General features: G+C 63.1%; 13 protein-coding genes and 2 pseudogenes. 13 read left to right on the top strand and 2 right to left on the bottom strand.

Going from position 1 to position 22,162, the window contains the following annotated elements; genetic code table 11:
• Nucleotides 1-117: 117 nt before the first annotated feature.
• Complete coding sequence (locus Q0U08_RS03315; protein WP_298089717.1) at nt 118-1,527, bottom strand: IS30 family transposase; 1,410 nt, start codon at nt 1,525-1,527, stop codon at nt 118-120.
• 746 nt (nt 1,528-2,273) lie between these two features.
• Here Q0U08_RS03315 and Q0U08_RS03310 point away from each other — a divergent pair.
• The 13 genes and pseudogenes from Q0U08_RS03310 to Q0U08_RS03255 all read left to right on the top strand — a co-directional run.
• A complete protein-coding gene (locus Q0U08_RS03310) occupies nt 2,274-2,795 on the top strand; it encodes a sigma-70 family RNA polymerase sigma factor (protein ID WP_298089715.1) in 522 nt (173 codons plus the stop codon).
• A pseudogene (locus Q0U08_RS19840) lies at nt 2,795-2,935 on the top strand (DUF4880 domain-containing protein); the annotation flags it as partial. The gene Q0U08_RS03310 and the pseudogene Q0U08_RS19840, both read left to right, overlap by 1 nt.
• A gap of 240 nt (nt 2,936-3,175) precedes the next feature.
• Nucleotides 3,176-3,751, top strand: coding sequence for a hypothetical protein (locus tag Q0U08_RS03305; protein WP_298089714.1), 576 nt, complete (start codon nt 3,176-3,178; stop codon nt 3,749-3,751).
• A 124-nt stretch (nt 3,752-3,875) separates the two neighbouring features.
• Complete coding sequence (locus Q0U08_RS03300; protein ID WP_298089712.1) at nt 3,876-6,671, top strand: TonB-dependent receptor; 2,796 nt, start codon at nt 3,876-3,878, stop codon at nt 6,669-6,671.
• Nucleotides 6,672-6,780: 109 nt separating this feature from the next.
• Nucleotides 6,781-9,420 carry a TonB-dependent receptor gene (locus tag Q0U08_RS03295; protein WP_298089710.1) on the top strand — a complete coding sequence of 880 codons (2,640 nt, stop codon included), beginning with the start codon at nt 6,781-6,783 and terminating at the stop codon, nt 9,418-9,420.
• Between the two features lie 55 nt (nt 9,421-9,475).
• Nucleotides 9,476-11,266, top strand: a complete 1,791-nt coding sequence (locus Q0U08_RS03290; protein ID WP_298089709.1) for a hypothetical protein — start codon at nt 9,476-9,478, stop codon at nt 11,264-11,266.
• 80 nt (nt 11,267-11,346) lie between these two features.
• Nucleotides 11,347-11,544: a hypothetical protein gene (locus tag Q0U08_RS03285; protein WP_298089708.1), complete on the top strand. Its 198-nt coding sequence runs from the start codon at nt 11,347-11,349 to the stop codon at nt 11,542-11,544.
• Between the two features lie 70 nt (nt 11,545-11,614).
• Nucleotides 11,615-14,407, top strand: a complete 2,793-nt coding sequence (locus tag Q0U08_RS03280) for a beta-L-arabinofuranosidase domain-containing protein (protein WP_298089707.1) — start codon at nt 11,615-11,617, stop codon at nt 14,405-14,407.
• Between the two features lie 117 nt (nt 14,408-14,524).
• Entirely contained in the window at nt 14,525-15,172 is a 648-nt protein-coding gene (locus Q0U08_RS03275) for a GNAT family protein (RefSeq protein ID WP_298089706.1), read from the top strand.
• A gap of 703 nt (nt 15,173-15,875) precedes the next feature.
• Entirely contained in the window at nt 15,876-17,987 is a 2,112-nt protein-coding gene (locus tag Q0U08_RS03270; protein WP_298089705.1) for a beta-galactosidase, read from the top strand.
• 443 nt (nt 17,988-18,430) lie between these two features.
• Nucleotides 18,431-19,147 carry an IS6 family transposase gene (locus Q0U08_RS03265; protein WP_298089703.1) on the top strand — a complete coding sequence of 239 codons (717 nt, stop codon included), beginning with the start codon at nt 18,431-18,433 and terminating at the stop codon, nt 19,145-19,147.
• A 492-nt stretch (nt 19,148-19,639) separates the two neighbouring features.
• Nucleotides 19,640-20,371, top strand: a complete 732-nt coding sequence (locus tag Q0U08_RS03260; RefSeq protein ID WP_298089701.1) for a hypothetical protein — start codon at nt 19,640-19,642, stop codon at nt 20,369-20,371.
• A 441-nt stretch (nt 20,372-20,812) separates the two neighbouring features.
• A pseudogene (locus Q0U08_RS03255) lies at nt 20,813-20,899 on the top strand (IS5/IS1182 family transposase); the annotation flags it as partial.
• A 16-nt stretch (nt 20,900-20,915) separates the two neighbouring features.
• On the opposite strand, the gene pelF reads toward Q0U08_RS03255, so the two are convergent.
• Nucleotides 20,916-22,162, bottom strand: a 1,247-nt coding sequence (gene pelF, locus Q0U08_RS03250; protein ID WP_298089699.1) for a GT4 family glycosyltransferase PelF, incomplete at its 5' end; no start/stop codon positions are given.

Raw genomic sequence — 22,162 nt, 5'->3', positions numbered from 1 at the left:
TCCGAGATTGCACACACCTTCTCACAGTCGTAACTGTCGCCGACGCTGCCTACCGATGGCTCGATCCCGGCCTCGGCGAGGCGCTCGGTATAATTGGTAGACACGTACTGGGCGGATTCAACCGGTCGTCGCAACGTCGTGTTCTTCGATTTGTGCAAGGCATTGGTCAAGCGCTTCGGCAGGAGTTTTCCAGCCCAGCGTTTTGCGTGGTCGACCATTGAGGGTCGCGGCAATGGCGGCGAGTGTGTCGGCGCTATGCGCGCTGAGGTCGGTCCCTTTTGAAAAATACCGGCGCAGTAGCCCGTTTGTATTTTCATTGGTGCCGCGCTGCCAGGGACTTTGCGGGTCGCAGAAATAGACCTCGACGCCGGCGTCAACTTTCAGACGTGCATGCTGAGCCATCTCCGCGCCTTGGTCCCAAGTGAGCGAGCTGCGCAGTTCTCCGGGCAAGGTGGTGATGGTCCGCGTGATGGCATCCCGCACTGCCTCGGCACCATGCCCGGCCAAAGCTGGTCCGTTCTTGATACGGGGGCTGGCATCGTGACCTTCCATGCGGGGTAGATGGAGCAGCATCGTGAAGCGCGTCGTACGCTCGACCAGCGTACCGATCGCCGAACTGCCCAGCCCGAGGATGAGGTCGCCTTCCCTATGCCCCGGCACGGCCCGGTCATCCGCTTCGGCCGGGCGCTCGCTGATCATAATCTCGGGCGACACAAAGCCCTTGCCGCGTTGGCCGACGCGCGCCCGCGGTACGCGCAGGCCCCGGCCACTGCGCAGGCATGCAGTCAGGTCACGGCGCAAAGCGCCACGGCCTTGCACGAACAGCGCCTGATAGATAGCTTCGTGGCTGAAACGCATGCTGTTGTCGTCCGGAAAGTCGATGGGTAGACGCCCGGCAATCTGCTCTGGGCTCCATGCCGTTGACCAGCGCCGGTTCTGGCGCGGTACATGTCGTCGGCACTTCCATAATGGGACCACCCAACCGACAACAGGCGGGGCGCCAGGTTTGGCAACCGCACCGCTCAACCGGTCTTCAACCCAGCGTCGCAACATGTCGTTGGCGGCCAACCTGGCGACCTTGGGGCGGCGCGCCGCCCGCTCGGCATGCCACTGGGCCGTCGTCGCACGATAGTCAAAATTGCCACTGCGGGTGGCGGCGTTGCGCCGGATCTCGCGTGAGATGGTCGATGCCGCACGGCCGAGCTGGCGGGCGATCTCACAGACGCCATGCCCTCGGGCCAGCAGCAACGCGATCTCCTCACGCTCTGCCAGCGACAGGTATCTGCCCGACAACGGCTTGGCCGATAGTCTGAATGCCGCCGGTGGCATCCCGCCTGCTTCCCGAAACCAACGACTACCGACCGGTTGTGACGCTCCTGCGTTCACCGCTGCCGCCTCGCTGCTCATCCCCGCAGCTACATACCGCCAGAACAGTGCTCGTTCTTCCCGGTTGGCCACTGGCGGCCTGCCCGGCGACCGCAATTGTGACCGGGTACATCGGCTGGAACGCCGCTTCTTGATGCCCATCGCACGCTCCAATTTTGAAGCGTGGCGACGACCGGTTGAATCCGCCTTGCGACCCGCGGTCGCTGTGATGGATCAGGCCGCCGCGATGGACAGGGCGCCGATCAGGATCGCCTGCTCGAGGGCATCCGGGATTCTCGTGTCTCAGTTCGGTTTTCATCTATCCCGCCGCCTCTCTGCAAGCCAAAACTTCCACCATCCTCTATAGTTCCGCTTTTTCCACGCGCGAGTGGCTCGGTTGCCGTTCCGCGTCGCGGTGCCTGCGCGAATCCTCGATATGATCGGGACATCGATCCGGCAAATGGCCGAGCCTCACCGTATCCCTGATCGAGGTCAGACGAGGCCGCCTATACTTGCCGAAGCCCGAGCAAGCGTTGGCGATGGCAGGCCAACTTTCGAGGCCTGCGACCAGGCTCAGCCCACGATGGTATGGTGAAGTCGCCCGCATCTGATCTGCAAGATCACGCGAACCACGCCCCTGAGAAGAAGCAGGAACCGAACGTCGCGCCAGGGCGATACGCCGGACATTGAGATCAAGGCCCTCAAGCCTCGTCGATCTCGTCTTACTCGTCGAGCAGCGGGTTGGGCCACGATGGCGGATCGCGGAGACCTACTGATGAGCAGAGGCGGAACTCCGCCGATCGCTCCCCGCTTCCCGAATATTGAATTTCGGGAGCCTCTAGATTAAAGTTCGCATCTAGGTTGAGCTGGCTTGTTCGAACGCGGCAGCCTCCGGGATTGACTTTGACTTGTCTGAGTTTTCGCAGTCGCGCCTTGGTTCCCGGATCGCTGACCTCGTGCGGACGCATGGCAGGACGCTCATTAGATTTTTTGGGCGCCACGCACCTAACGGATCCGACGTTCCCGATCTCGTGCAGGACGTGTATCTCAAGCTGGCAAAGACCGACGTGCCGGAAGAGATCGATGATCCGCGTGGTTACGTCATGAGCGTCGCTCGATCCGTGATGATTGACCATCACCGGAGGCAGCAGGTCCGTCACGTAGGCAATCATGGTGAACTCTCGGACGATCTGCCGGATACGGCTTTATCCATCGAGCGCGTCCTAGATGGCAGGGCTATGGCCGAGCGGATGCAGGCGGCATTGCTCGATCTGCCGGAACGCACGCGCGACGTCTTCGCGTTGCGGACGCTTCGAGGGTTGAAGATGGCTGACGTCGCTACGGCAATGCAGATATCGCTGAGCACGGCGGAAAAACATCATGCGCGGGCGCTAGTCTACCTGGCTGAGAAACTGGCGGATTTTCGATAGTGACGCGCAGCGATCTGGAGCGGGCAGCGCATTGGCATGCGCGCCTGTTGGAGGCGCCCGGCGGACCTTCTGGCGACGCCGTGAGGGCGGCTTTCTCCGCTTGGCTGCAGATGCGTAGCGAGCATCGAGCTGCCTACGACGCCGTTGGGCGGACGGATGCGATGGTGCGGTCCTCGGCGGAGGCGCCGGAACTTCGCGCCCTCGGCGAGGCAGCGTTGTCGCGTCTGCCTGGCGTACGATCGCGTCGTCGTCGTGTGGGTGCTGTCGCATTGGTGAGCGCCTTATGCATTGCGCCGGTAGCCGCCATGACGCTGAGGGGCTGGCTGGCTCCGGCGGAACGAGCGCCCCCCCAGGTCCACGAGCGAACCTTCAGGACTGGGGTGGGCGAAAGTCGCAGGATCTCGCTGGCATGGGGTGGTCAGGCCGAACTGGACACTTCGTCGCGCCTGGATATCGTCGGCGAGACGCTGAACGTGACCGGGCAGGTCTACGTCAGCGCGGGGCAGCGCCCCTTGAACCTGGCGTTCGGCAACGGGCTGGTCCTGACCACGGCGGGCGATGTCAACGTGCGTACTCGCGGTCGCTATGTCGCGATCCTAGCGGAGCGGGCGCCTGCCACCGTCCGTGGCGCAAGGGACCGGCAGATGAAGATCGCTCCGGGCAACAATCTGGTTATGGGGCGAAGCGCTCCGCGTGTATCGCCTGCGCATGATCCGGGTGCACTCACCAGTTGGCGTGACGGGTGGCTGACGTTTGATAACGTCCTGCTCGAGGAAGCTGCAGCTGAAATCAACCGGTATCAGAAGAAGCCGATCCAGCTGACGGCCGCTGGCCGGGGGCTGCGCATCAGCGGCTCGTTTCGGACCGACGACGGAGATGGCTTTCTAAAGGCGGTGGACCGTGCGGTTTCCATGAGTGAAGGCCGTGACGAGGGCGCCGGGCGGTCCTCCAAATAATTTACTCAGGGTATTACGGGTTTCGGCAATCGGTGCGTCTAGGTCTATATACCCGCACGGCGTCAGACCGGAGCGGAGTATGGTGACGGAGGGGAAGGCGCGCCTGATGGGCAGGATACTTGGCATGTTGAGCGTGCTTGCGGCGGCGACGCCTGAGCCATTGCATGCTCGAACGGCTGCCCAGGCACCACGCGAGATCAGGATCGGTCGCATCGATTTGGCTCGCGCTCTGCGCCTCTTCTCTCGTCAGACGAACCAGCAGGTCGCGTTCTCCTCCGGCATCGTGCGCGGCAAGATGTCGATGCCAGTCGTGGGCCGACTGGATCCAACGATCGCACTGGCCCGGCTGCTGAATGGCACGGGTCTTGCTGCGCGAGCGGTCGATGGTGGCTACTTGATCATGCTGGTGCCTCCGGTCGCCGCGCCGCGTCCGCTGACGACCACTCCGGCACCAGCCATGCCGGCAGATCCGGAAATCGTGGTCATCGGGACGCGGCTTGACGGCGGCGAAGCCACCGACGTCAGGAGACGATCGCTCCAATCGGTGAGCGTCCTGACCGATGCCCAGATCCGCAACCTGCCGGATACCTCGCTGGCCGACATCGTCCGCCGCATACCCGGCATCCAGATATCCCCCCGCGCCGCGGGCGGCATCATCACCATCCGCGGGCTCAGCCAGATCGAAGACCGGCTGAACGGCCGCAATCTGACGAGCACGCTGTTTCGCGGCTTCGACATCGCGGCGCTGCCTGCCGACATCGTCTCGGGAATCGATGTTTACAAAACGCCCTCCGCCAGCCAGATCGAGGGCGGGATCGGCGGCGTGATCGACTTCCATACCCGGCGCCCGTTCGATGCCGAGGGATCTCAGGCATCGCTGAGTGCGCGGATCGCCCGTGGCGACCTGGATGATAGGGCTCGCGCCTATGTGTCCGGGCACTTGGGCGGGCGCACGTCGACAGCGGTCGGTGAGCTCGGCCTGCTGTTGGGCGCCAGCCGACAGGCGCAGGATGTCGGCGGCGACATCTTCCGCACCGATACGAACCTGATGCAGACGACCGCTGACGGCGAGAAGATCGATGCGCCAGCCAACGCGATCAAGCGCTATCTGCGAGGCACGAAGACGCTGACAACGGGATACGTCTCGGCGCAATGGCGCCCCGACGCCACGGTCGAGATAACGGGGGACCTGCTTTACAATCGAAGCGCGCTCGACTTTACCAACACGTCGCTGCGCGCGGATCTGGGAACAGGCGAAGCCTTGGGTCCCTTCGATCGCGTGCCGGGCAGGGTGCTCGTTCGCGCCGGTCGCTGGAGCGCCGTCCCTCTTACGGCGAGCGCCAGCCGCGGTCGAGGGTATCTGGATGTCTACCAGTATGGTCTCGGTGGACGCTACCGCGACGGCTCGCTGACCGTCCTTCTCGAGGGATCGCACACGCAGACGAGGTTCCGGTACGGCACCGCCACGCTGTCGCTCGGCGCACGGGCACCCATGGTTGACTACGCGATTTCGGGCGGAGTGCCGCGCTTCACCGTGGTCGGTGCCGATCCCGCGCAGCGCGACTTGTGGACGAGTGGTGCCTTCGGCGACATCGCCCTTGCGGACGACAATCGGGAGACAGCGGCGCGGCTCGACGGCTCCTATTCGATCGGTGGCCTGATCGACTCGATCAAGCTCGGCGTGCGGATCGCCCGCCGGACCGTGATGCGCGAGATCGCCACGCAGTCCGCACCGGCGCCGTCGATGCCGGCCGTGTTGCAGGACGGCGCGGTTGCTTCGCTATTCGGTAGTCAGCTTTTCGACGAGGCGTATCCTCAGCCGCGCTGGATTGCTCCAGCCGCATCGGCTCTGCGAGGCGAGCGGCTGACGTGGATCCGCACCGCTTTCGCGCTAGCTCCCGACGGTCCCGCATTTCGACCGGATGCGCGCGTGCATGCGGTGGAGACGATCGCGAGCGGCTATGCGGAAGCGACGTTCGACGGGACGGTCGGCGGCATTTCCATCGCCGGCAACGCAGGTTTCCGCTACGCCACGACCGATCTGAGCGTGGGTGTTCCAGGCGGCGAAGTCTTTACTCCTCCTATGGTTACGCGGAGCTACGGTCACCTCCTACCCAGCATCAACGTGCGTGCGGAACTCGGCAAACGCCTGTACCTGCGTGTAGCCGGATCGAGACAGATCACGCGACCGGCGTTCACGCTGCTTGCGCCCACCGTCACCATCGACTTCGTCAATGCGGTCGGCGAGGCGGGAAATCCGCGTCTGGACGCTTTGCGTGCCACGCAGCTCGATGCCGCGCTCGAATGGTATTTCAAGGGTGGCGGAAGCCTGTATGGCGCATTGTTCTTCAAGGACGTGGCCGGGTTCATCAGAACACAAGCCACCACCGAGTTAATCGACGGTCGCGCCTTCCTCATCAGTCGGCCGGTGAACGCCGACGACGGCTGGGTAGGCGGTGTGGAGATTGGCTATGCCCAGCGCCTGACTTTTCTGCCGGGGGCGCTCGGGGGCCTTGGCGTGGAGGCGAGCTATACCGGGATCGGCAGCTTCGCCGTCGACAACGGAGCCGGTTACCGTGTCCGTCTTGAGCAGATGTCGCGACACAATTACACGCTGAGCGCGCAGTACGAGCGCGACGGAACCACCGGCGGCGTTTCGTGGATCTGGCGTAGCCGCATCCTGCAGGTGTCGCGCGGCGACGAGCTGGGACGTCCACTGTACCGGGATCCTTACGGCCAGCTGGATGCCAATCTCCGCTATCCGCTGACATCGCAGATCAGTGTCACCGCCAGTGTGCTGAACGCGCTGAAGCGGCGCACGACAGAATATTACGCCAACCGAGCCGCTCTGAACCAGGTTTTTGTCGAGAGCCGCCGCGTGCTCCTCGGCCTGACCGTTCAGTTCGGAGCCTCACCATGAACAGCGGTCACGACCCAGACGGCTGATCGCCGAGGCGTCCACGCCGACCACATCCCGAAATCAACAACACAATCCAGCGCTTCGGTGTCTGGAAAGGGGGAATGCTGCCATGAAGATCCCGTCACATCACCATGCGCTGCGGAGCGCACTTCTCGTGTCTACCGCTATCCTGGGAGTAGCGGGCGGCACGCGTGCCGTCGCCCAGGATGCACCAGCCGCGGCGCCGCCAGTCGCCGGCCAAGTCGCCGATCCACAGGGCGCAGTCGATCAGGATGTTGCCGACATCGTCGTCACCGGGCAGCGGCTTGGCTTCAGCACGACCAGCCAGATCAAGCGCGACGCACCGCAGTCAGTCAGCGTCCTGACGACGACGGACCTACGCAATATTCCCGATACCGTCCTAATCGACATCGTGCGCCGCGTGCCCGGCCTCCAGGTTTCGCAGGGCGGCGGTGGCGGCATCGTCTCGATCCGCGGCCTCAGCCAGACCGAGAACCGCCTGAACGGCCGTAACTTCCCCAGCGCGCTCGGCCGCAACTTCGATATCGCGACGCTGCCCGGTGATCTCGTCTCGGGCGTGGCGGTGTACAAGACGCCGACGGCGGACCAGATCGAGGGCGGGATCGCAGGCATCATCGATTTCCGCACGCGTCGTCCGTTCGACTTCGACGGCTATGCGGGCTCTCTCACCGCCAAAGCGGTCTACACGAACCTGGACGACAAGATCGATCCGGTGATCTCCGGATATATTGGCAACCGCTGGGAGACGGGCATCGGCGATGTCGGCGTCATGGTCGGCGGCAGCTTCCAGCGCCAGCGCAATGCGCTGCACCTGCTGACCGCCGACGGCAACCAGACGCCGACGACGGGCGCGGCGGCGGGTATCAGCGCGCCGACTAACGTATGGAAGCGCTATTTCGAGAATACCAAGGAGTTGACGACGGTCTATGGATCGCTGCAGTGGCGGCCGTCCTCATCGCTCGAGATGGTGGTGGACGTGCTCTACAACGACAGCGTCAACCAGGGCGGTCTGCAAAACCTCGGCGCGTTCCTCAACCAGGGCACGCCCGTGCTACCGTTCAGCGTCTATGACGGTTCGAACATCTATCGATCGGGCCGATACACCAACGTCCCGGTCGAATCGTCCACCAGCACGTTCGGCGGCTCGCTCGATGCGCTGCAGGTCGGCTACAACGCCACGTGGAAGGACGATCGCGCGACGATCGTGGCCGACGTCGCCTACACCCGTTCCACGAACCGCAACTCGGGCGGTTTCCTGGCGATGCAGACGAGAGCGCCGCAGGTAACGTATGACGCCGCCTCCCGCTTTCCTGGCGCGGTGCTGACCGGCGTCGATCCTGCGGTTCTGGCGAACTATCGCTACACCGGCTTCAACGAGTATCGGAACGACGAAAGCGGCGACGATCTGGCCGCACGACTGGACGGCACCTACTCTTTCGAAGGGGCGATACGTACCCTGCAGTTCGGCGTTCGCTATGATCGACGCTCGGTGGATCGGCAGACGGGCTTCCGTCCCGCGAACCTTCCCGCCACGCCGCCTCCGGTGACGTCCAACCCGTTCGCCGAAGTGACGCCGGACGATCTGTACGAGAACGACGGCCTGGAGCAGCGCCGCTGGGCGACCTTCAGCTACCGTGCGCTGCGCGGAGGCGGCCTCGCGCAGTCGCGCGCGTTGTTCGGCGTCTCTGGCACCGTGCCGCTGAATCCGGCACAGGCGTATGCGGGCAAGGAGGAAAGCTACACCTCCTATGGCATGGCGACCTTCGCCTTCCCGGTCGTGGGGTTGCCGGTGGACGGCAACGTCGGCGTGCGGATCGTGAAGACGGACCTGTCCATCGACGCGACGCTCACCCAGTCGAACGGCACGCTGGTACCTGACAGCCGGTCCACGTCGTATGTCGATGTCCTGCCCAGCGTGAACCTGCGCTTCACGCTGGCGCCCGAACTGTTCCTCCGCATGGCCTATTCGAAGCAGCTGACGCGCCCGTCCTTCGGACAGCTCGCTCCCGTCGCGACCCTGAGCCTGGGCGGCACCACGGCGAACAACACGGGCGTCTCGGGCAATCCTGACCTGCTGCCGCTACGCGCGGACCAGTTCGATGCCTCGCTCGAGCATTACTTCGGCCGGGACAACAGCGTCTACCTTGCCGGGTTCTACAAGGACGTGCGCGGCTTCATCCGGAACGAGACCGTCCCACGGGTCATCGAAGGCCAGAGCTTCCTGATCACGCGCCCCCAGAACCTGGACAAGGGCTATGTTGCGGGTGCGGAAATCGGGTACCGGCAGACCTTCTCGTTCCTGCCAGGAGCGCTATCGGGTCTCGGCATGCAGGGCAGCTACACCTATGTCGATGGCACCCGCGCGCCGAACAATGCCGGTATCGTCGTACCCTACGAGCAGATCACGAAGCACAACTACCAGATCTCCGGCTTCTTCAACAAGTACGGCATCAGCGCGAACGTGAACTGGGTGTGGCGCAGCAGGCTTCTGGAGGCCGCCAGCGGCAACGCCGCGGGCCAGCCGGACTATCGCATTCCGTTCGGGCAGCTGGACGCGAACCTGATCTACGCGCTGACGCCAAAGGTGAACCTGATCGCCAGCGGCGTGAACCTCACCCAGTCGCTGATCCGCCGATCGTTCCAGGACACCCGGTACTTCGCGCAGAACGCGCTGGAGAACCGCCGCATCCTGGCGGGCGTCCAGATCAAGCTGGGCGGCGGCATCTGACGGCGCGACCGCCCGGCCGTGGGGCCGGGCGGGTTCCGATTGCAAGCGAGGTTATATGCAAGACCGCTCTTCCGACATGTTCGCCCCCGTTCCCCGCCGCGCGGTACTGGCGGGAACGGCCGCCTCCGTCGCCGCGCTCGGCGCGGCTCCGGCCAGCTCCGCGCAGGCGATGCGCGCCAATCCCGCCGGGCTGCGGCTTCTCGCCTCCACCGACGGCGTCAACACGCCGCCGAAGGGCGCGGCGCTGATGAAGTTCAGCTTTTCCAACCCCGAACCTTCGGTGGATTTTGCCGGGCTGCTGTTCGGCTTCGAGGTGATCAGCTTCGAAAATGCATACGGCGTCGATCCCGCACTCGTGTCCGTGCGGGGCAGCGGCGATGCGCTAGAATTCCGAGCGACGGGTCTGACCTGGGCGGGCGGCACGCGCAAGCGCGCCGGCTCGCTCATCGCGACGCTGACCAGGACGGCGGCTGGCGCGATCGAGTGGACCGTCGCGGCGCGCCTCGACCAGCCGATCAAGGCCGTGAAGACGATCGTGCGCGGACTTCCACGCGGACGGCTGTCGGTCGGCGGAAACGATTGGACCGATGCGGGGGAAGACGAACGCGTGTTCGAATATCCCGCGCTGATGGGCGGCATGGCGACGCCGCTGCTGGCGATCGAGGGTAAGGACAAGCGCGTGTGGGGCATCTCAGCGCTTCAGACCGAGGTGCGTCCCGCCCGCTTCGCCTTCTTCCCCGGCCCCGACGGCTACAAGGTCGAGCTGCTCTACGAACAGGCCGGCTGGGATCGGCGCGGCGACGTGACCACCTGCCGCTGGCGGATCGCCGGCGCCTCGGACTTCGCAGGCGTTGCCCGGCCGCATTTCGACGCCGTGCGCTCCGCCTACCGGCTACCGGATTTCGCTGCGCGTACCGACGCGCCGGCCTGGATGAAGGAGGTCGCGCTCGTCCTGTCGCTGCATGGAGAGCACTGGACCGGCTATGTGCATAACGATTTCGCACGCCAGCTCGAGATCCTGCGCTGGACGGCCAGGCAGATCGATGCTCGTAACGTGCTGGTGTTCCTGCCTGGGTGGGACGCGCGGTACTACTGGGACTATCCCGAGTTCCGGATTGGTGCCGATACCGGCGGCGAAGCGGGCTTCCGCCGCCTCCTCACCGAAGGACGCAAGCTCGGCTTCCGCTTCGCGCTGATGTTCGGCAGCAACATCGCCAATCCGGCTTGGGCAGGCTTTGATCGGATCGCCGATGCCCAGGTGCGCACCATCTACGGCACGCCCTTCGCCTCGGACTACGTGGACTGGGATGGCGACCGCAAGGGGGATACGACCATGGTATTCATGAACCTGGCGGTGAGGAGCTGGCGGGATCATCTGCGCGGTCGGATCGCTGACATGCTGTCGCGCTATCCGATCGACGCCTATTTCCTCGACATCTGCGGCCTATGGGAGAACAATACCGACGGCGACATGATGCTGGGCACGCGTATGCTCGTGGAGGAACTCGCCGCCTCCCATCCCGGCGTCCCGCCGATCGCCGAGATGGTCTACGACGCGCAGATGGGATTCATTCCAATGAATCACGTCGCACGTTATCCGCTCTATCCGCAGGCGAGCTTCGGAACGGTGGCCTCCTTCGACCATCTCAGCCATCCTGCCCCGGGGCGTGGTTCCAGCGGCGTGCACGAGATCGGCTTTCGCGCGTACCGGCCGATCCGGCCCGACCAGCCTCAGATCCCGACGATCACCTTCGTCGACGACACCTTCACTACATATCGCGATCTCGCGATGAAGGACATCGCGACCGCTCGGCAGCGCTTCGCCGCTCGTGGACAAAGGACCTGAGGATTCGTGCGTTTGGCGGAAAGGAACAACTGCACCCATGCGACCGAGTTCCCGGAAGGAGAGCGACCATGATGGTTAGGATGACGAAATCCGATCTGCTCAATGGCCCGGATGAAGCAGCCGTGGATCTGATCGATGACGCACGGGCGCAACTCGCCATCTTCGATGCGGCCATCTTCACGTCGGCAGACGTACTGAAGGATCCTGCCGGCGCGAGGCGCGCCGTGCAGGACGCCGTGACGTTGCTTCAGCGGGCGGCTGCACTCCTCATGGAATAGAAACGACGGCACAGGGGCAACGAAATCGGATCTCGCTCCGCCGCGGTCCCGGACAGACTTAGAGAGGATGATGACCATGCAGGCCGAGAGCCCGTCCAGCGATGATTGTATCGTGCGTCCGAACCGACGGGATCTTCTCGCGGGTGTCGCGGCGCTCGCCATGCTTCCGCTGGCCGCCCGTGCCGGTGCGTCCCTCAGACCGGAGCTTGATCTGGCGACTGTCGCCCGCCTTGGCGCCAGCAGCATTTCCGGCGGGTCGACGATCGATAGCATCCTGCGGGCTGAGGTTCCAGCCGCGTCGAGCGACATGGCTAGCGGCATGTGGGCGGTCTGGTACCATCCGGTCGCGCAATGGCTGGAACTCAGCTGGCCTTCGGCCATCACCACGGATCGCGTCGAACTGTATTGGGGCGACGACGGCGAGGTGGTCGGCCTGCCGAGCGCGGCACGATTGCTGTACTGGAACGGAGACGCCTTCGTTCCTGTCGCTGCGCGTGGATCGCTCGGCGTGGCGGGCGATCGTTTCAATAGCCTGACCTTCGCCCCCGTTCGTACCGAGCGGCTTCGTCTTGAGATCGAACCGGGCGGCAAGCGGTCGATCGGCGTCAGGCGCTGGCGGGTGCGGCCTGCAGGAACGCAGCCTGTGTTGCCTCCGGTCGTGGATGCCGGGATCGACCGGAGCGTGGTGCTGGGCGCAAGTACCTACCTGGCCGCGCGCGTCGGCCGGTTCGAAGGCGGGAAGGCCAACCTCCTACGCTGGAGCAAGGAGAGCGGCCCAGGCGCGGCGACGTTCGAGGATGCCACCGCAGCAGAGACCCGCGCGCGTTTTTCGGATGTCGGAGATTACGTGCTGAGGGCGACGACCATGTCCGCAGGCAGACCCGTCTCCTCGCGCGTCCGCGTGCGCGTCGTCGCTCCTCCACCGGAGCGCCGCCTGGACGTCGTCTATACGACGCCCTATGCGATCGACAATCCGCTGTGGAATGAGCGGGTCAAGGCCTTGATCGTCAACTGGATCCCGCACTGCATCGCCTATTGCGAGCGGACCGATCTTCCGACGGGGCAGGGGGGCATCGACAACTTCGTGGAGGCGGCCAAGGCGCTGCGCGGCGAGGAGCATGGCGCGCACAAGGGCTACGTCTTTTCCAATGCATGGGTGCACCAGACGGTCGAGTCGATGTGCTTGGCGCTCATGATCGACGCTGGTGGCGATCCCGAGATGCTCTCCGCACAGGATCATATGCGATCGACGCTTGAACGTTGGATTCCCATCATCCTGGCCGCGCAGGAACCCGACGGCTACCTCCAGACCGCCTATACGCTCGCGGATCGCAAGACGTGGCCGGCGCGCTGGATAGCGGCGCAGCGCACGGGGCACGAGGGCTACGTGGCGGGCTATTTCATCGAGTCAGCGATTAACCACCATACCCTGACCGGTGGCCGAGACCTCCGTCTCTACGACGCTGCGAAGAAGCTGGCCGACTGCTGGGTGGCGCATATCGGCCCGGGCAAGAAGCGCTGGTTCGATGGCCATCAGGAAATGGAGCAGGCCCTGGTGCGCTTCGGCCGCTTCGTCAACGACATGGAGGGAAACGGTCGCGGCGACGCCTATGTCGCCCTCGCCCGCTTCCTGATCGACTCGCGCGAGGGCGGCACCCGATACGATCAGAGCCATTTGCCCGCCACCCAGCAGTACGAGGCGGTTGGTCATGCCGTTCGTGCGATGTACTTCTATTCGGGCATGGCGGACGTGGCCGCGGAAACGGGCGACGTGGACTATCAGAGCGCGGTTGCCTCGCTCTGGGACAACATGGTCAACCGACGATACTATGTGACGGGTGGCGTGGGCAGCGGCGATACGGCCGAAGGTTTCGGCGAGGACTACGGACTGCGTCATGACGCCTATTGCGAGAGCTGCTCAAGCTGCGGCCTCATCTTCTTCCAGTACAAGATGAACCTCGCCTATCATGAGGCACGCTATGCCGATCTTTACGAGGAGACGATGTACAACGCGCTCCTGGGCGGCGTGGCCCTCGACGGCCGCAGCTTCTGCTACACCAATCCGCTGGCCGGCACGGAAAGAGCCCGTTGGCATAGCTGTCCATGCTGCGTCGGCAACATCCCCCGTACGCTTCTGATGCTGCCTACCTGGGCCTATGCCAAGGGCGATCAAAGCCTCTTCGTGAATCTGTTCGTCGGCAGCCGGATCGACGTGGGCGAGATCGGCGGTACTCCGGTCGAGATGGTGCAGGTCACCGACTATCCCTGGTCAGGTGACGTCTCGATGATGGTCAATCCGGAGAAGCCCACGACGTTCGCGCTGCATGTCCGCATTCCGGATCGCGCCACGAGCGCCCTGTACAGCGCGACTCCCCACGTCCGGGGCCTGGGCCGGCTGACCGTGAACGGCAATCCCGCTCCCTTCGCGGTCGAAAACGGATACGCCGTTATCAGGCGTGAATGGACGGCCGGCGATCGGATCGCGTTCGAGCTGCCGCTCGAGGTGCAGCGGGTGCTGGCCCGCGAAGAGGTGAGCGCGACGCGAGGGCAGGTGGCCCTGCGCTATGGTCCAATCGTCTATTCCGCCGAACGGTCGGACCAGCCGGACGTGACCGGTTCGTTAGGTAACGGTGAGCTGAAGCCGACATGGCAGCGTGACTTGTTAGGAGGCGTCATGACGATCGAAGGGCATTGGGCAGACGGTTCGTCCTTCCGGGCCGTGCCCTACTACGCGCGGATGAACCGCATCGACGGCCCCGTGCGAGAGTTTCCCATCGCTGACGGCGCTATCGATCCGAATGGCGAGACGGCAGTGCAGGACGTGGATGCGCTGAATGTGTCACGTGTTTGGCTTACGGTCTGATAGGTCTTCGATCCTGTACGCACCGCCTATGGTCAGCGCATGAACGGTTCTGATTACAGCTAGTGATTAGGACCAGCATGCAGGTGACGCTAATGTCCCGTTCGAGCTGGCGCAGCTATGCTCGACCTGATCAAGCTCCGCGACGTGTCGCGCATCAATCGAGGTTGCCTTATGCTTCTAGAGCCCGTTACGCTGTCGGGAACGCACGTCGAGCTGGTGCCGCTCTCGATCGACCACTCTGCCGCTCTCGCCAAGGCCGTGCAGGATGGCAAACTCTGGCGGCTCTGGTACACGACCGTTCCCGCTGGGGGCGACATGGAAGGAGAGATCCTGCGACGCCTTGATCTTCAGGTGCGAGGCTCGACGCTCGCCTTCGCCGTTCTGGATGGTCCAGGCGGGACGCCGGTGGGCATGACCTCCTATCTCAACGTCGACGCCGCTACGCCGCGACTGGAGATCGGTGCGACGTGGTATGCGGGCCGCGTACAGCGGACGCCTCTTAACACGGAAGCCAAGCTGCTGTTGCTGGAGCATGCCTTCGGCCCGTTGTCCTGTCTGGCGGTGGAGTTCCGCACGCACTTCATGAACGCCGCCAGCCGCCGAGCCATCGAACGCCTAGGGGCGAAGCTTGACGGCATCCTCCGCCATCATGTCCGCATGAAGGACGGAACAATCCGCGACACTTGCGTGTACAGCGTGGTCGCGCCGGAATGGCCCGCCGTCCGAACTCATCTGCAGTGGCAGCTCGACAGGCCGCGGCCATAGTCGCGCGACGTCTTCGTAATGGTGTGGTTAGGCACCGGATGCACGAAGGAACGATGGTCTTCGAGCAGGGAACGGGATCGTCCCGCAGCGCACCCGCGCTTTCAAACATGGATCGTCGCAGCCCCCCGATGAGCGCTAAGCGTATTGGCGAGCCATGCCCCACGAGGATCAGGAGCAGACCTCGTCGCTGCCTGCCAGGACGCATCCGACCGCCGACTCATCGCCCCCGCAGGCCTCGCTCATGAGGAATGCCGCAAGGCCTCTGATCGCACGTGGATCAATCGCATAGCAGACATAGCAGACGATGCGGCAGCTTCTCGTGGCGCCCACAGCTTTGGCCCGTGCATCGCGTTGGGCGGGGTCTACGAGACGTGCCAGCTCTTCGACGGGGAGCCACCGGACGCTGCGGTGCGTCCGGCGGAGAGCAGATGCGCCGCAGCTCGATCAATTTACTCCGAGTCTTGACGGTGCTTCTCCTCCTTCATTCAAGAGGGTCATGCCTCACTCCTCCGGACGCGCTTTCACTGACGTATGGTGCCAGCGGGATGCTTGCTTCCCAATCTCGTATGTATCCCCTAGCACGAGGCGCATCCCGGCGCCTGACGGGAACATGATCGTATCGATATTTCCGGTGGACTTTTGACGTGATACCGAACGACATCGGTTGCATCCCGAGATGCGATTGTCTGAGGAGAAATCTGAGATGACGGTCTTTCGCCCTTGGTACGTTGCGTCCATGCTATCGCTGCTGGCCGCCACTTCCGCGAACGCGCAGCCGGACCGACCGGTAAAGCTCGATACGATCCTGTATGGCACTGCATACTATAACGAATATGTCCCCGCCCCCATCCGCGAAGGCAGGCTGGAGAAGGACATCTCGCTGATGAAGCAGGCGGGCATCACCGTCGTACGCATGGGTGAATCGACCTGGGCGACGTGGGAGCCTGTTGAAGGACGAATCGACTTCGCATGGATGGACAAGGTAGTCGCGGCGATGGGCAAGGCCGGCATCAAGGTGATCCTGGGCACGCCGACCTACTCGATTCCGGTGTGGATGTACGCCAAGCATCCCGACATGCTCGCCAGACCGCTAGGCGGCGGCGAGACGAGCTACGGCATGCGCCAGAACATGAACATCGACGATTCGAACTATCGTCGATATGCGGAGCGGATCGTGGTCGCGCTGGCTCGCCACTATCGAGACAATCCCACCGTCATCGGTTGGCAACTCGACAACGAGACCAGCGCATACGGTTCGTCCAATCCTGGCGTCCATCGAGACTTCGTCGAATGGCTCAAGGCGCGCTACAAGACTACGCAGGCGCTCAACGATGCGTGGCTGCTTACCTACTGGGGGCAGAACGTCGATAGCTGGGAGAATATGCCCACGCGCGACAGGGCCAACAACCCCAGCCTGAAGCTGGCATGGTCGCGCTTCCAGCAGTACAGGGCCTCGCGCTTCATCGCCTGGCAAGCGGGCCTGGTGCGGGCCAACGCCCGATCCGACCAATTTATCTTCCAGAATCATACGCATCAGACTGAAGCCGAGGTCGATGCGCACGACATGGACAAGCCGCTCGACGTGACCGGCACCGACATCTACTTCGACTGGCAGGACGGCTATGACGGCTGGACGCAGACCTTCCAAGGCGATCTGGCGCGCTCGATCAAGAAGAGGAACTACTTCGTCGTCGAGACGAACGCGCAGACCATCGGCTGGGACGCCAAGCGACAACTGCCTCCGTACGACGGGCAGATGTACCAGGACGTGTTCACCGACATCTCCAACGGGGCGAACATGGTGTCCTATTGGCACTGGGCGTCGCTTCACAATGGGCAGGAGATCTATTGGAAGGGGGTCCTCGGGCATGATCTCAAGCCCAACCGCTCGTATGCCGAGGTCTCGCGGGTCGGTGCGGCGCTGAAGCGCGTCGGTTCCGACCTTGTCGACCTGAAGAGGAAAAACGACGTCGCCATCCTGTACAGCGTAGATTCGATGAACGCCCTGAGCTTCATGCCCTATGGCGACCCGAACTATGTCGGCGTCATGCGGCAGTTCCACCGGACGCTCTACGACGCCAACGTCGGCACCGACTTCGTCGCGGCGGACGACGCCGACTTCACCGGCTACAGGCTGCTGATCGTACCCGCGCTCTACGTCGCCGACGACGCCCTCCTGGAGAAGATAAGGGTATTCGTGAGGCAGGGCGGTCACGTCATCATGACGTTCAAAAGCGGCGTCTCGGACGGCGAGTCAATGGTCCGCACGGATACCGCTCCGGGCCCGCTGCGCGACGTGGCCGGCATCAGCTACCAGGAGGTGTCGACGTTGACGAAGCCGCTGCCGTTCAAGGGAGACCCTTTCAAGGTAGGGGGGGGCAACGCCGCCACGACGATCGCCGAGTTCCTCAAATTGGAAGGCGCGCAGGAACTGGCTCGGTACGACCATCCATTCTTTGGGCAGTGGCCCGCAGTGACACGGCACGGCTACGGAAAGGGCAGTCTGGTGTATGAGGGGACCGTCGTCGACGACAAGGTGCAGGCTGCAATAATCACCAATGAACTGAAGCAGCTTGGGCTGTATGGCAAGGATCAGCAGCTACCTGCGCGCGTGCGGATCAAGCACGCGACGAGCCGGCGCGGTAGCCCGATGCATTTCATATTCAACTACTCGTCGGACGCCTTGAACGTGCCTTATGGCTATGGTGCCGCGCGTGATCTCCTCACCGGACAAGCGCTCGCGCCCGGCGCATCGACGGTCGTTCCCGCATGGGGGGTTATCATCGCTCAAGAAGAGCAAGGGCAAAAATCCTAGGATTGCGGCGCTGGGTGCTGTCAAAGCAACTGCAGATGGCCGAGTTAATGCGAGCCTCTTGCCCTTTTGCCTGCTGTTTAGCGGGCAAAAGGGAGCCAACCCTGGAAAATACCAAGCAAGCTCGCAGCACTGACAGCATGGCCTGCATAGCTCAGGTCACCGAATCACCAACCTTGCGCTGCTCTCGAGCAAGCCGGTACGTTGGTTTGACAATACCCCGCACCGAGTTAATGCCGGCCATGAAGCTATTTGCCTTCGATCGTATGACGATCGGGCGACAGCCCTCAGCTTCGTGAGCCAATCACAGGAGTGATCGAGTTGTCGGACGAGCTTCAGGACCGCAAGGACGACATCGATCTTTCGGAAAACGAGGAGGAAGGCTCTGTCAAACCAAATGCACTGGGTGTTCGGGAGAGCCGGGTAGGGTAGGGTAGGGTAGGGGCATGCCCCGCCCGCGCAAGCCAGCCTCGCCATTCCGCCACTTCAACTCGTCACCCGAGGTGATCCGGCTGGTGGTGCTGATGTACGTGCGCTTTCCGCTCAGCCTGCGGAACGTGGAAGATCTGCTGTTCGAGCGTGGGATCGACATCTGCCATGAGACGGTGCGGCTGTGGTGGAACAGGTTCGGCCCGCTGTTTGCCAGCGACATCCGCCGCCAGCGGGTGAACCGTATGCGGGGTTATCGCCACTGGCGCTGGCACCTGGACGAGATGTACGTGAAGCTGAACGGCGAGATGGTCTACCTGTGGCGGGCCGTCGATCACGAGGGCGAGGTGCTGGAGAGCTACGTCACCAGGACGCGTGACAAGACAGCAGCGCTTGCCTTCATGAAGAAGGCGCTCAGGCGCCACGGCTCGCCTGAGGCGATCACTACTGATGGTCTACGCAGCTACGGCGCTGCGATGGACGAACTGGGTTGTCGCGACCGGCAGGAGGTCGGCCGCTGGGCCAACAACCGGGTGGAGAACAGCCACCTGCCGTTCCGACGACGGGAGCGGGCGATGCTGCCGTTCCGGCAGCTGAAGACGCTACACAAGTTCGCCTTGGTCCACACCAATATCCACAACCACTTCAATCTGGAGCGCCACCTCACCGACCGACAAACCTACCGGGAGCGACGCTCCGCTGCACTGGCGGAGTGGCAGGTTCTTGTCAGCTAGGCTGCAGCCTTCAAAGACTGACATGCATCATATGGAGAGCGGTTCGCGTTAGACTGACAGCACCGCCACTTACCCTACGGAAAACAGCCAAAAAATGGCGCAAAGCCGCAGAAAAGCTGGCTTTTGCCGACTCTGGCGTTCCACACCGTACCACCATGTTTGCCCATTTCCCGCTCACAGGGTCAGGCTCAGGGCATACCCTGATTTGTTGACATGGATGGCGGAAATGGCGGCTATCAACCGGCTGACGGCGCTATAGGTGAAAAACTTAGGCGAAGGTTGAGGTGGCTACCTTCGCACCGAGTTCCTTGAGAAGCGGGTTGAGCTAATGGCGACTTGGGCTAACTTCCTCAAAGGCGGCTCCAATGTGGTGACGCTGGCTCAGGCGGATGCCGCCTGATAGGGGGAGGCTACCGCGTGGCGCTTAACATTGAGCGGTTCAAGAAAGACCTGAACGACTTAAGGCACCGGGGTAGCATGTTGGAATGCGCAATGATCCGTGACATTCACGGTGTCCAACGCTTACGCAATGCCGTTGGTGAAATGAGTGACGAGGATTTTGCTAAAATAGAGGCTGAAATACCGCAATTTCGCAATGCGTATGAAGCTTGGTATTCTGAGTGTTTGCCTGTTTTGAAGCAACTGCTTCCTGACCGGCTTGACGACTTCAAACGGCAGTATGAGAAGGCGAAAAATCGCAAGAGCGCCGACTTTGAAACCTATGTAATCGAAGATTACATGCTTGGTTTGCGCGTGACATATGGCGGTGACGTGAAGGCTGACGCAAGCGCGGCCTTCCCAAAGATGCAAAATCAGACAGCTATCTTATCGGCGGCTGAAGCGCGTTTCAAGTCTTCGCTGTTTGAAATGCGTCAGCTTGTGCAAGCCGACCTATTTGACAGTGAGATTGCGTCGGCGCGGGAGCTTCATAAGAACAAGTTTTACCGTGCGGCTGGCGCGGTGGCTGGCGTCGTGCTGGAAAAACACTTGGCTCAGGTTTGCAGCGATCACAACATCAAGATTGCCAAGAAGAACCCCGGCATTGGCGACTTCAACGAGGCGCTGAAGGCGGCTGGCACCATCGACGTGCCACAGTGGCGGCATATCTCCATGCTTGGCGACATTCGCAATATCTGTGACCACAATAAGCAGAAAGAGCCAACTGAGGCTCGGGTCACTGACCTGATTGACGGCACTGACAAGGTGCTGAAGACGATTGCCTAGCCCAACTATGGGGTTCGGCTTCTAGTCAGTCCGCCCCCCACTGGCAGAAATGCTGGCTTTCATGGCGGGGTGGGCAACTTAGCCTTACCATAAACCTTACCATAAGCCTTACCCTTGGCGCAAACGCTGGCACGTTAGCTGCTAAGTTGACTTTACCGGCCATTGCCTCAACCTCATGCACCTGAAGCAACCCATTCGGGTGCCGATGGATGGCAATGCCCACAGTCTGCTTCAGGCGTTTGAGGATGACGAATGCCGGGAAGCCGTCAACTGCGGCAATCAGGTTGGCGAGCTATGGAACCGAGCGCACCTGAAAGCCCTGAAGCGGGACAGCCTGAGTGCGATTAGCCGCTTTCCCTACAACCCCACAGTATGCCGGGAAGATACTGTTTGGGCGTTGTCACTGGTCCGGTCACAGACTGAGCGGATGGTTGGCACGGGCGCCGCGTCGCAACCCGATACAATCGCTGCCCTACCGCCTTCTTTTCCGCCATCACCTTCGCTGCCACCGTCATCTCTTGGCTGTGATCAATGCATCCCGACCCTAGCGCGCGATCAGTTCTGCGTACAATGTTCGATAGGCACGAATGATCGTGCCGTGGTCATAGTCGCGGCGGACACGATCGCGCATTGTTTCACCCATTTCACGACGCCGTGCCGGGTTTCCTGCGATGGCCAGAATGCCCGCGGCGGTCGCGGCAGGGCTGACGAGCGGCGTCACGATGCCGCCATGACCCGCATCATCGCCGCCCCGCCCCTCGATCATCTCGCGGCAACTGCCGACATCGGGTGCGACAACCGGGATGCCGCATGCCCCGCCCTCCAGGATCACCAGCGGTTGTGCTTCGGACAGGCTGGTGAGGACGAGCAGGTCTATCCGGGCCATCCAGTCCTCGATCCGCACCCGGCCGGTAAAGTCGAACACCGCCACGAGCCCGAGATCCTCGACCAACCGCATGCACTCCTCGGCATATTCGGGATCCTCGTCGGCGGGACCCAGCACGGCGAAGCGAATGTCGGGCCGCTCGTCGTGGACGATGGCGGCGGCGCGGATGAAGGTCTTGATATCCTTGATCGGCACGACGCGGCCGAGCAGTGCGACGAGCGGATGTGCCGGATCGCGTTCGTCGGGCATGGAGGCGAAGCGGCTTGCATCGATGCCGTTGGGGATCACCCGCGTCCGCTCTGCCGCCGCGCCCAGCCGCTGCTGCACCATGAAATTCTCGCCGTAAAGCGCGACGATCGGATCGCAGGCATCGTAGCAGGCGGTGCCATAGCTGGTGAAGGCCCGCACCCACAGGTCGCGCAAGTCCCGCACGCTGCGCTCCAGTTCCAGCCCCGTATCGACCTGATCGCCGATCCAGTCGGCCATCATCACCTCGATCTGGCGCTCCAGCAGGTAGATGCCGTGTTCGGTGATGAAGGCGGGGCGCCCCGTCTGCCGCGCCGCGCGCGCCGCGAGCAGTCCGGCGAACCCGGTGGAGATGGTATGATAGGCGCGCGCAGGGGGCAGGGGCGCGGTCAGCACCGCCAGCAGCCCTCCGAGCAGGACCCGCATCGCCCAGAAATAATGATGAAACGACGCCTTGGGCAGCACCGCCTGATAATGGCGGCGAAGGCGGGTGAAAACCGCAGGATGCGCAAGGATATCGCCCGTTGCGGGTATCCGGCGCAATCCGCCGATCATGTCGATCAACCCGGCCAGCCGATCGGGATCGCCGGTCGCGACGAAGGCGACCAGCGCGTTGGCGATCGGCACTGCAACCTTGTCGGGAATGGCACGGGGAGCGG

This window comes from uncultured Sphingomonas sp., from assembly GCF_946477935.1.
Taxonomy (GTDB): domain Bacteria; phylum Pseudomonadota; class Alphaproteobacteria; order Sphingomonadales; family Sphingomonadaceae; genus Sphingomonas.
This window is presented reverse-complemented; position numbering and strand designations above follow the sequence as displayed.

Bases quoted from the DNA above. Each gene is read 5' to 3' on its own strand.
- Q0U08_RS03315 (WP_298089717.1), bottom strand. From the start codon at position 1,527: ATGGGCATCAAGAAGCGGCGTTCCAGCCGATGTACCCGGTCACAATTG.
- Q0U08_RS03300 (WP_298089712.1), top strand. From the start codon at position 3,876: ATGTTGAGCGTGCTTGCGGCGGCGACGCCTGAGCCATTGCATGCTCGA.
- Q0U08_RS03295 (WP_298089710.1), top strand. From the start codon at position 6,781: ATGAAGATCCCGTCACATCACCATGCGCTGCGGAGCGCACTTCTCGTG.
- Q0U08_RS03290 (WP_298089709.1), top strand. From the start codon at position 9,476: ATGCAAGACCGCTCTTCCGACATGTTCGCCCCCGTTCCCCGCCGCGCG.
- Q0U08_RS03285 (WP_298089708.1), top strand. From the start codon at position 11,347: ATGACGAAATCCGATCTGCTCAATGGCCCGGATGAAGCAGCCGTGGAT.
- Q0U08_RS03280 (WP_298089707.1), top strand. From the start codon at position 11,615: ATGACCATGCAGGCCGAGAGCCCGTCCAGCGATGATTGTATCGTGCGT.
- Q0U08_RS03275 (WP_298089706.1), top strand. From the start codon at position 14,525: ATGCTCGACCTGATCAAGCTCCGCGACGTGTCGCGCATCAATCGAGGT.
- Q0U08_RS03270 (WP_298089705.1), top strand. From the start codon at position 15,876: ATGACGGTCTTTCGCCCTTGGTACGTTGCGTCCATGCTATCGCTGCTG.
- Q0U08_RS03265 (WP_298089703.1), top strand. From the start codon at position 18,431: ATGCCCCGCCCGCGCAAGCCAGCCTCGCCATTCCGCCACTTCAACTCG.
- Q0U08_RS03260 (WP_298089701.1), top strand. From the start codon at position 19,640: ATGATCCGTGACATTCACGGTGTCCAACGCTTACGCAATGCCGTTGGT.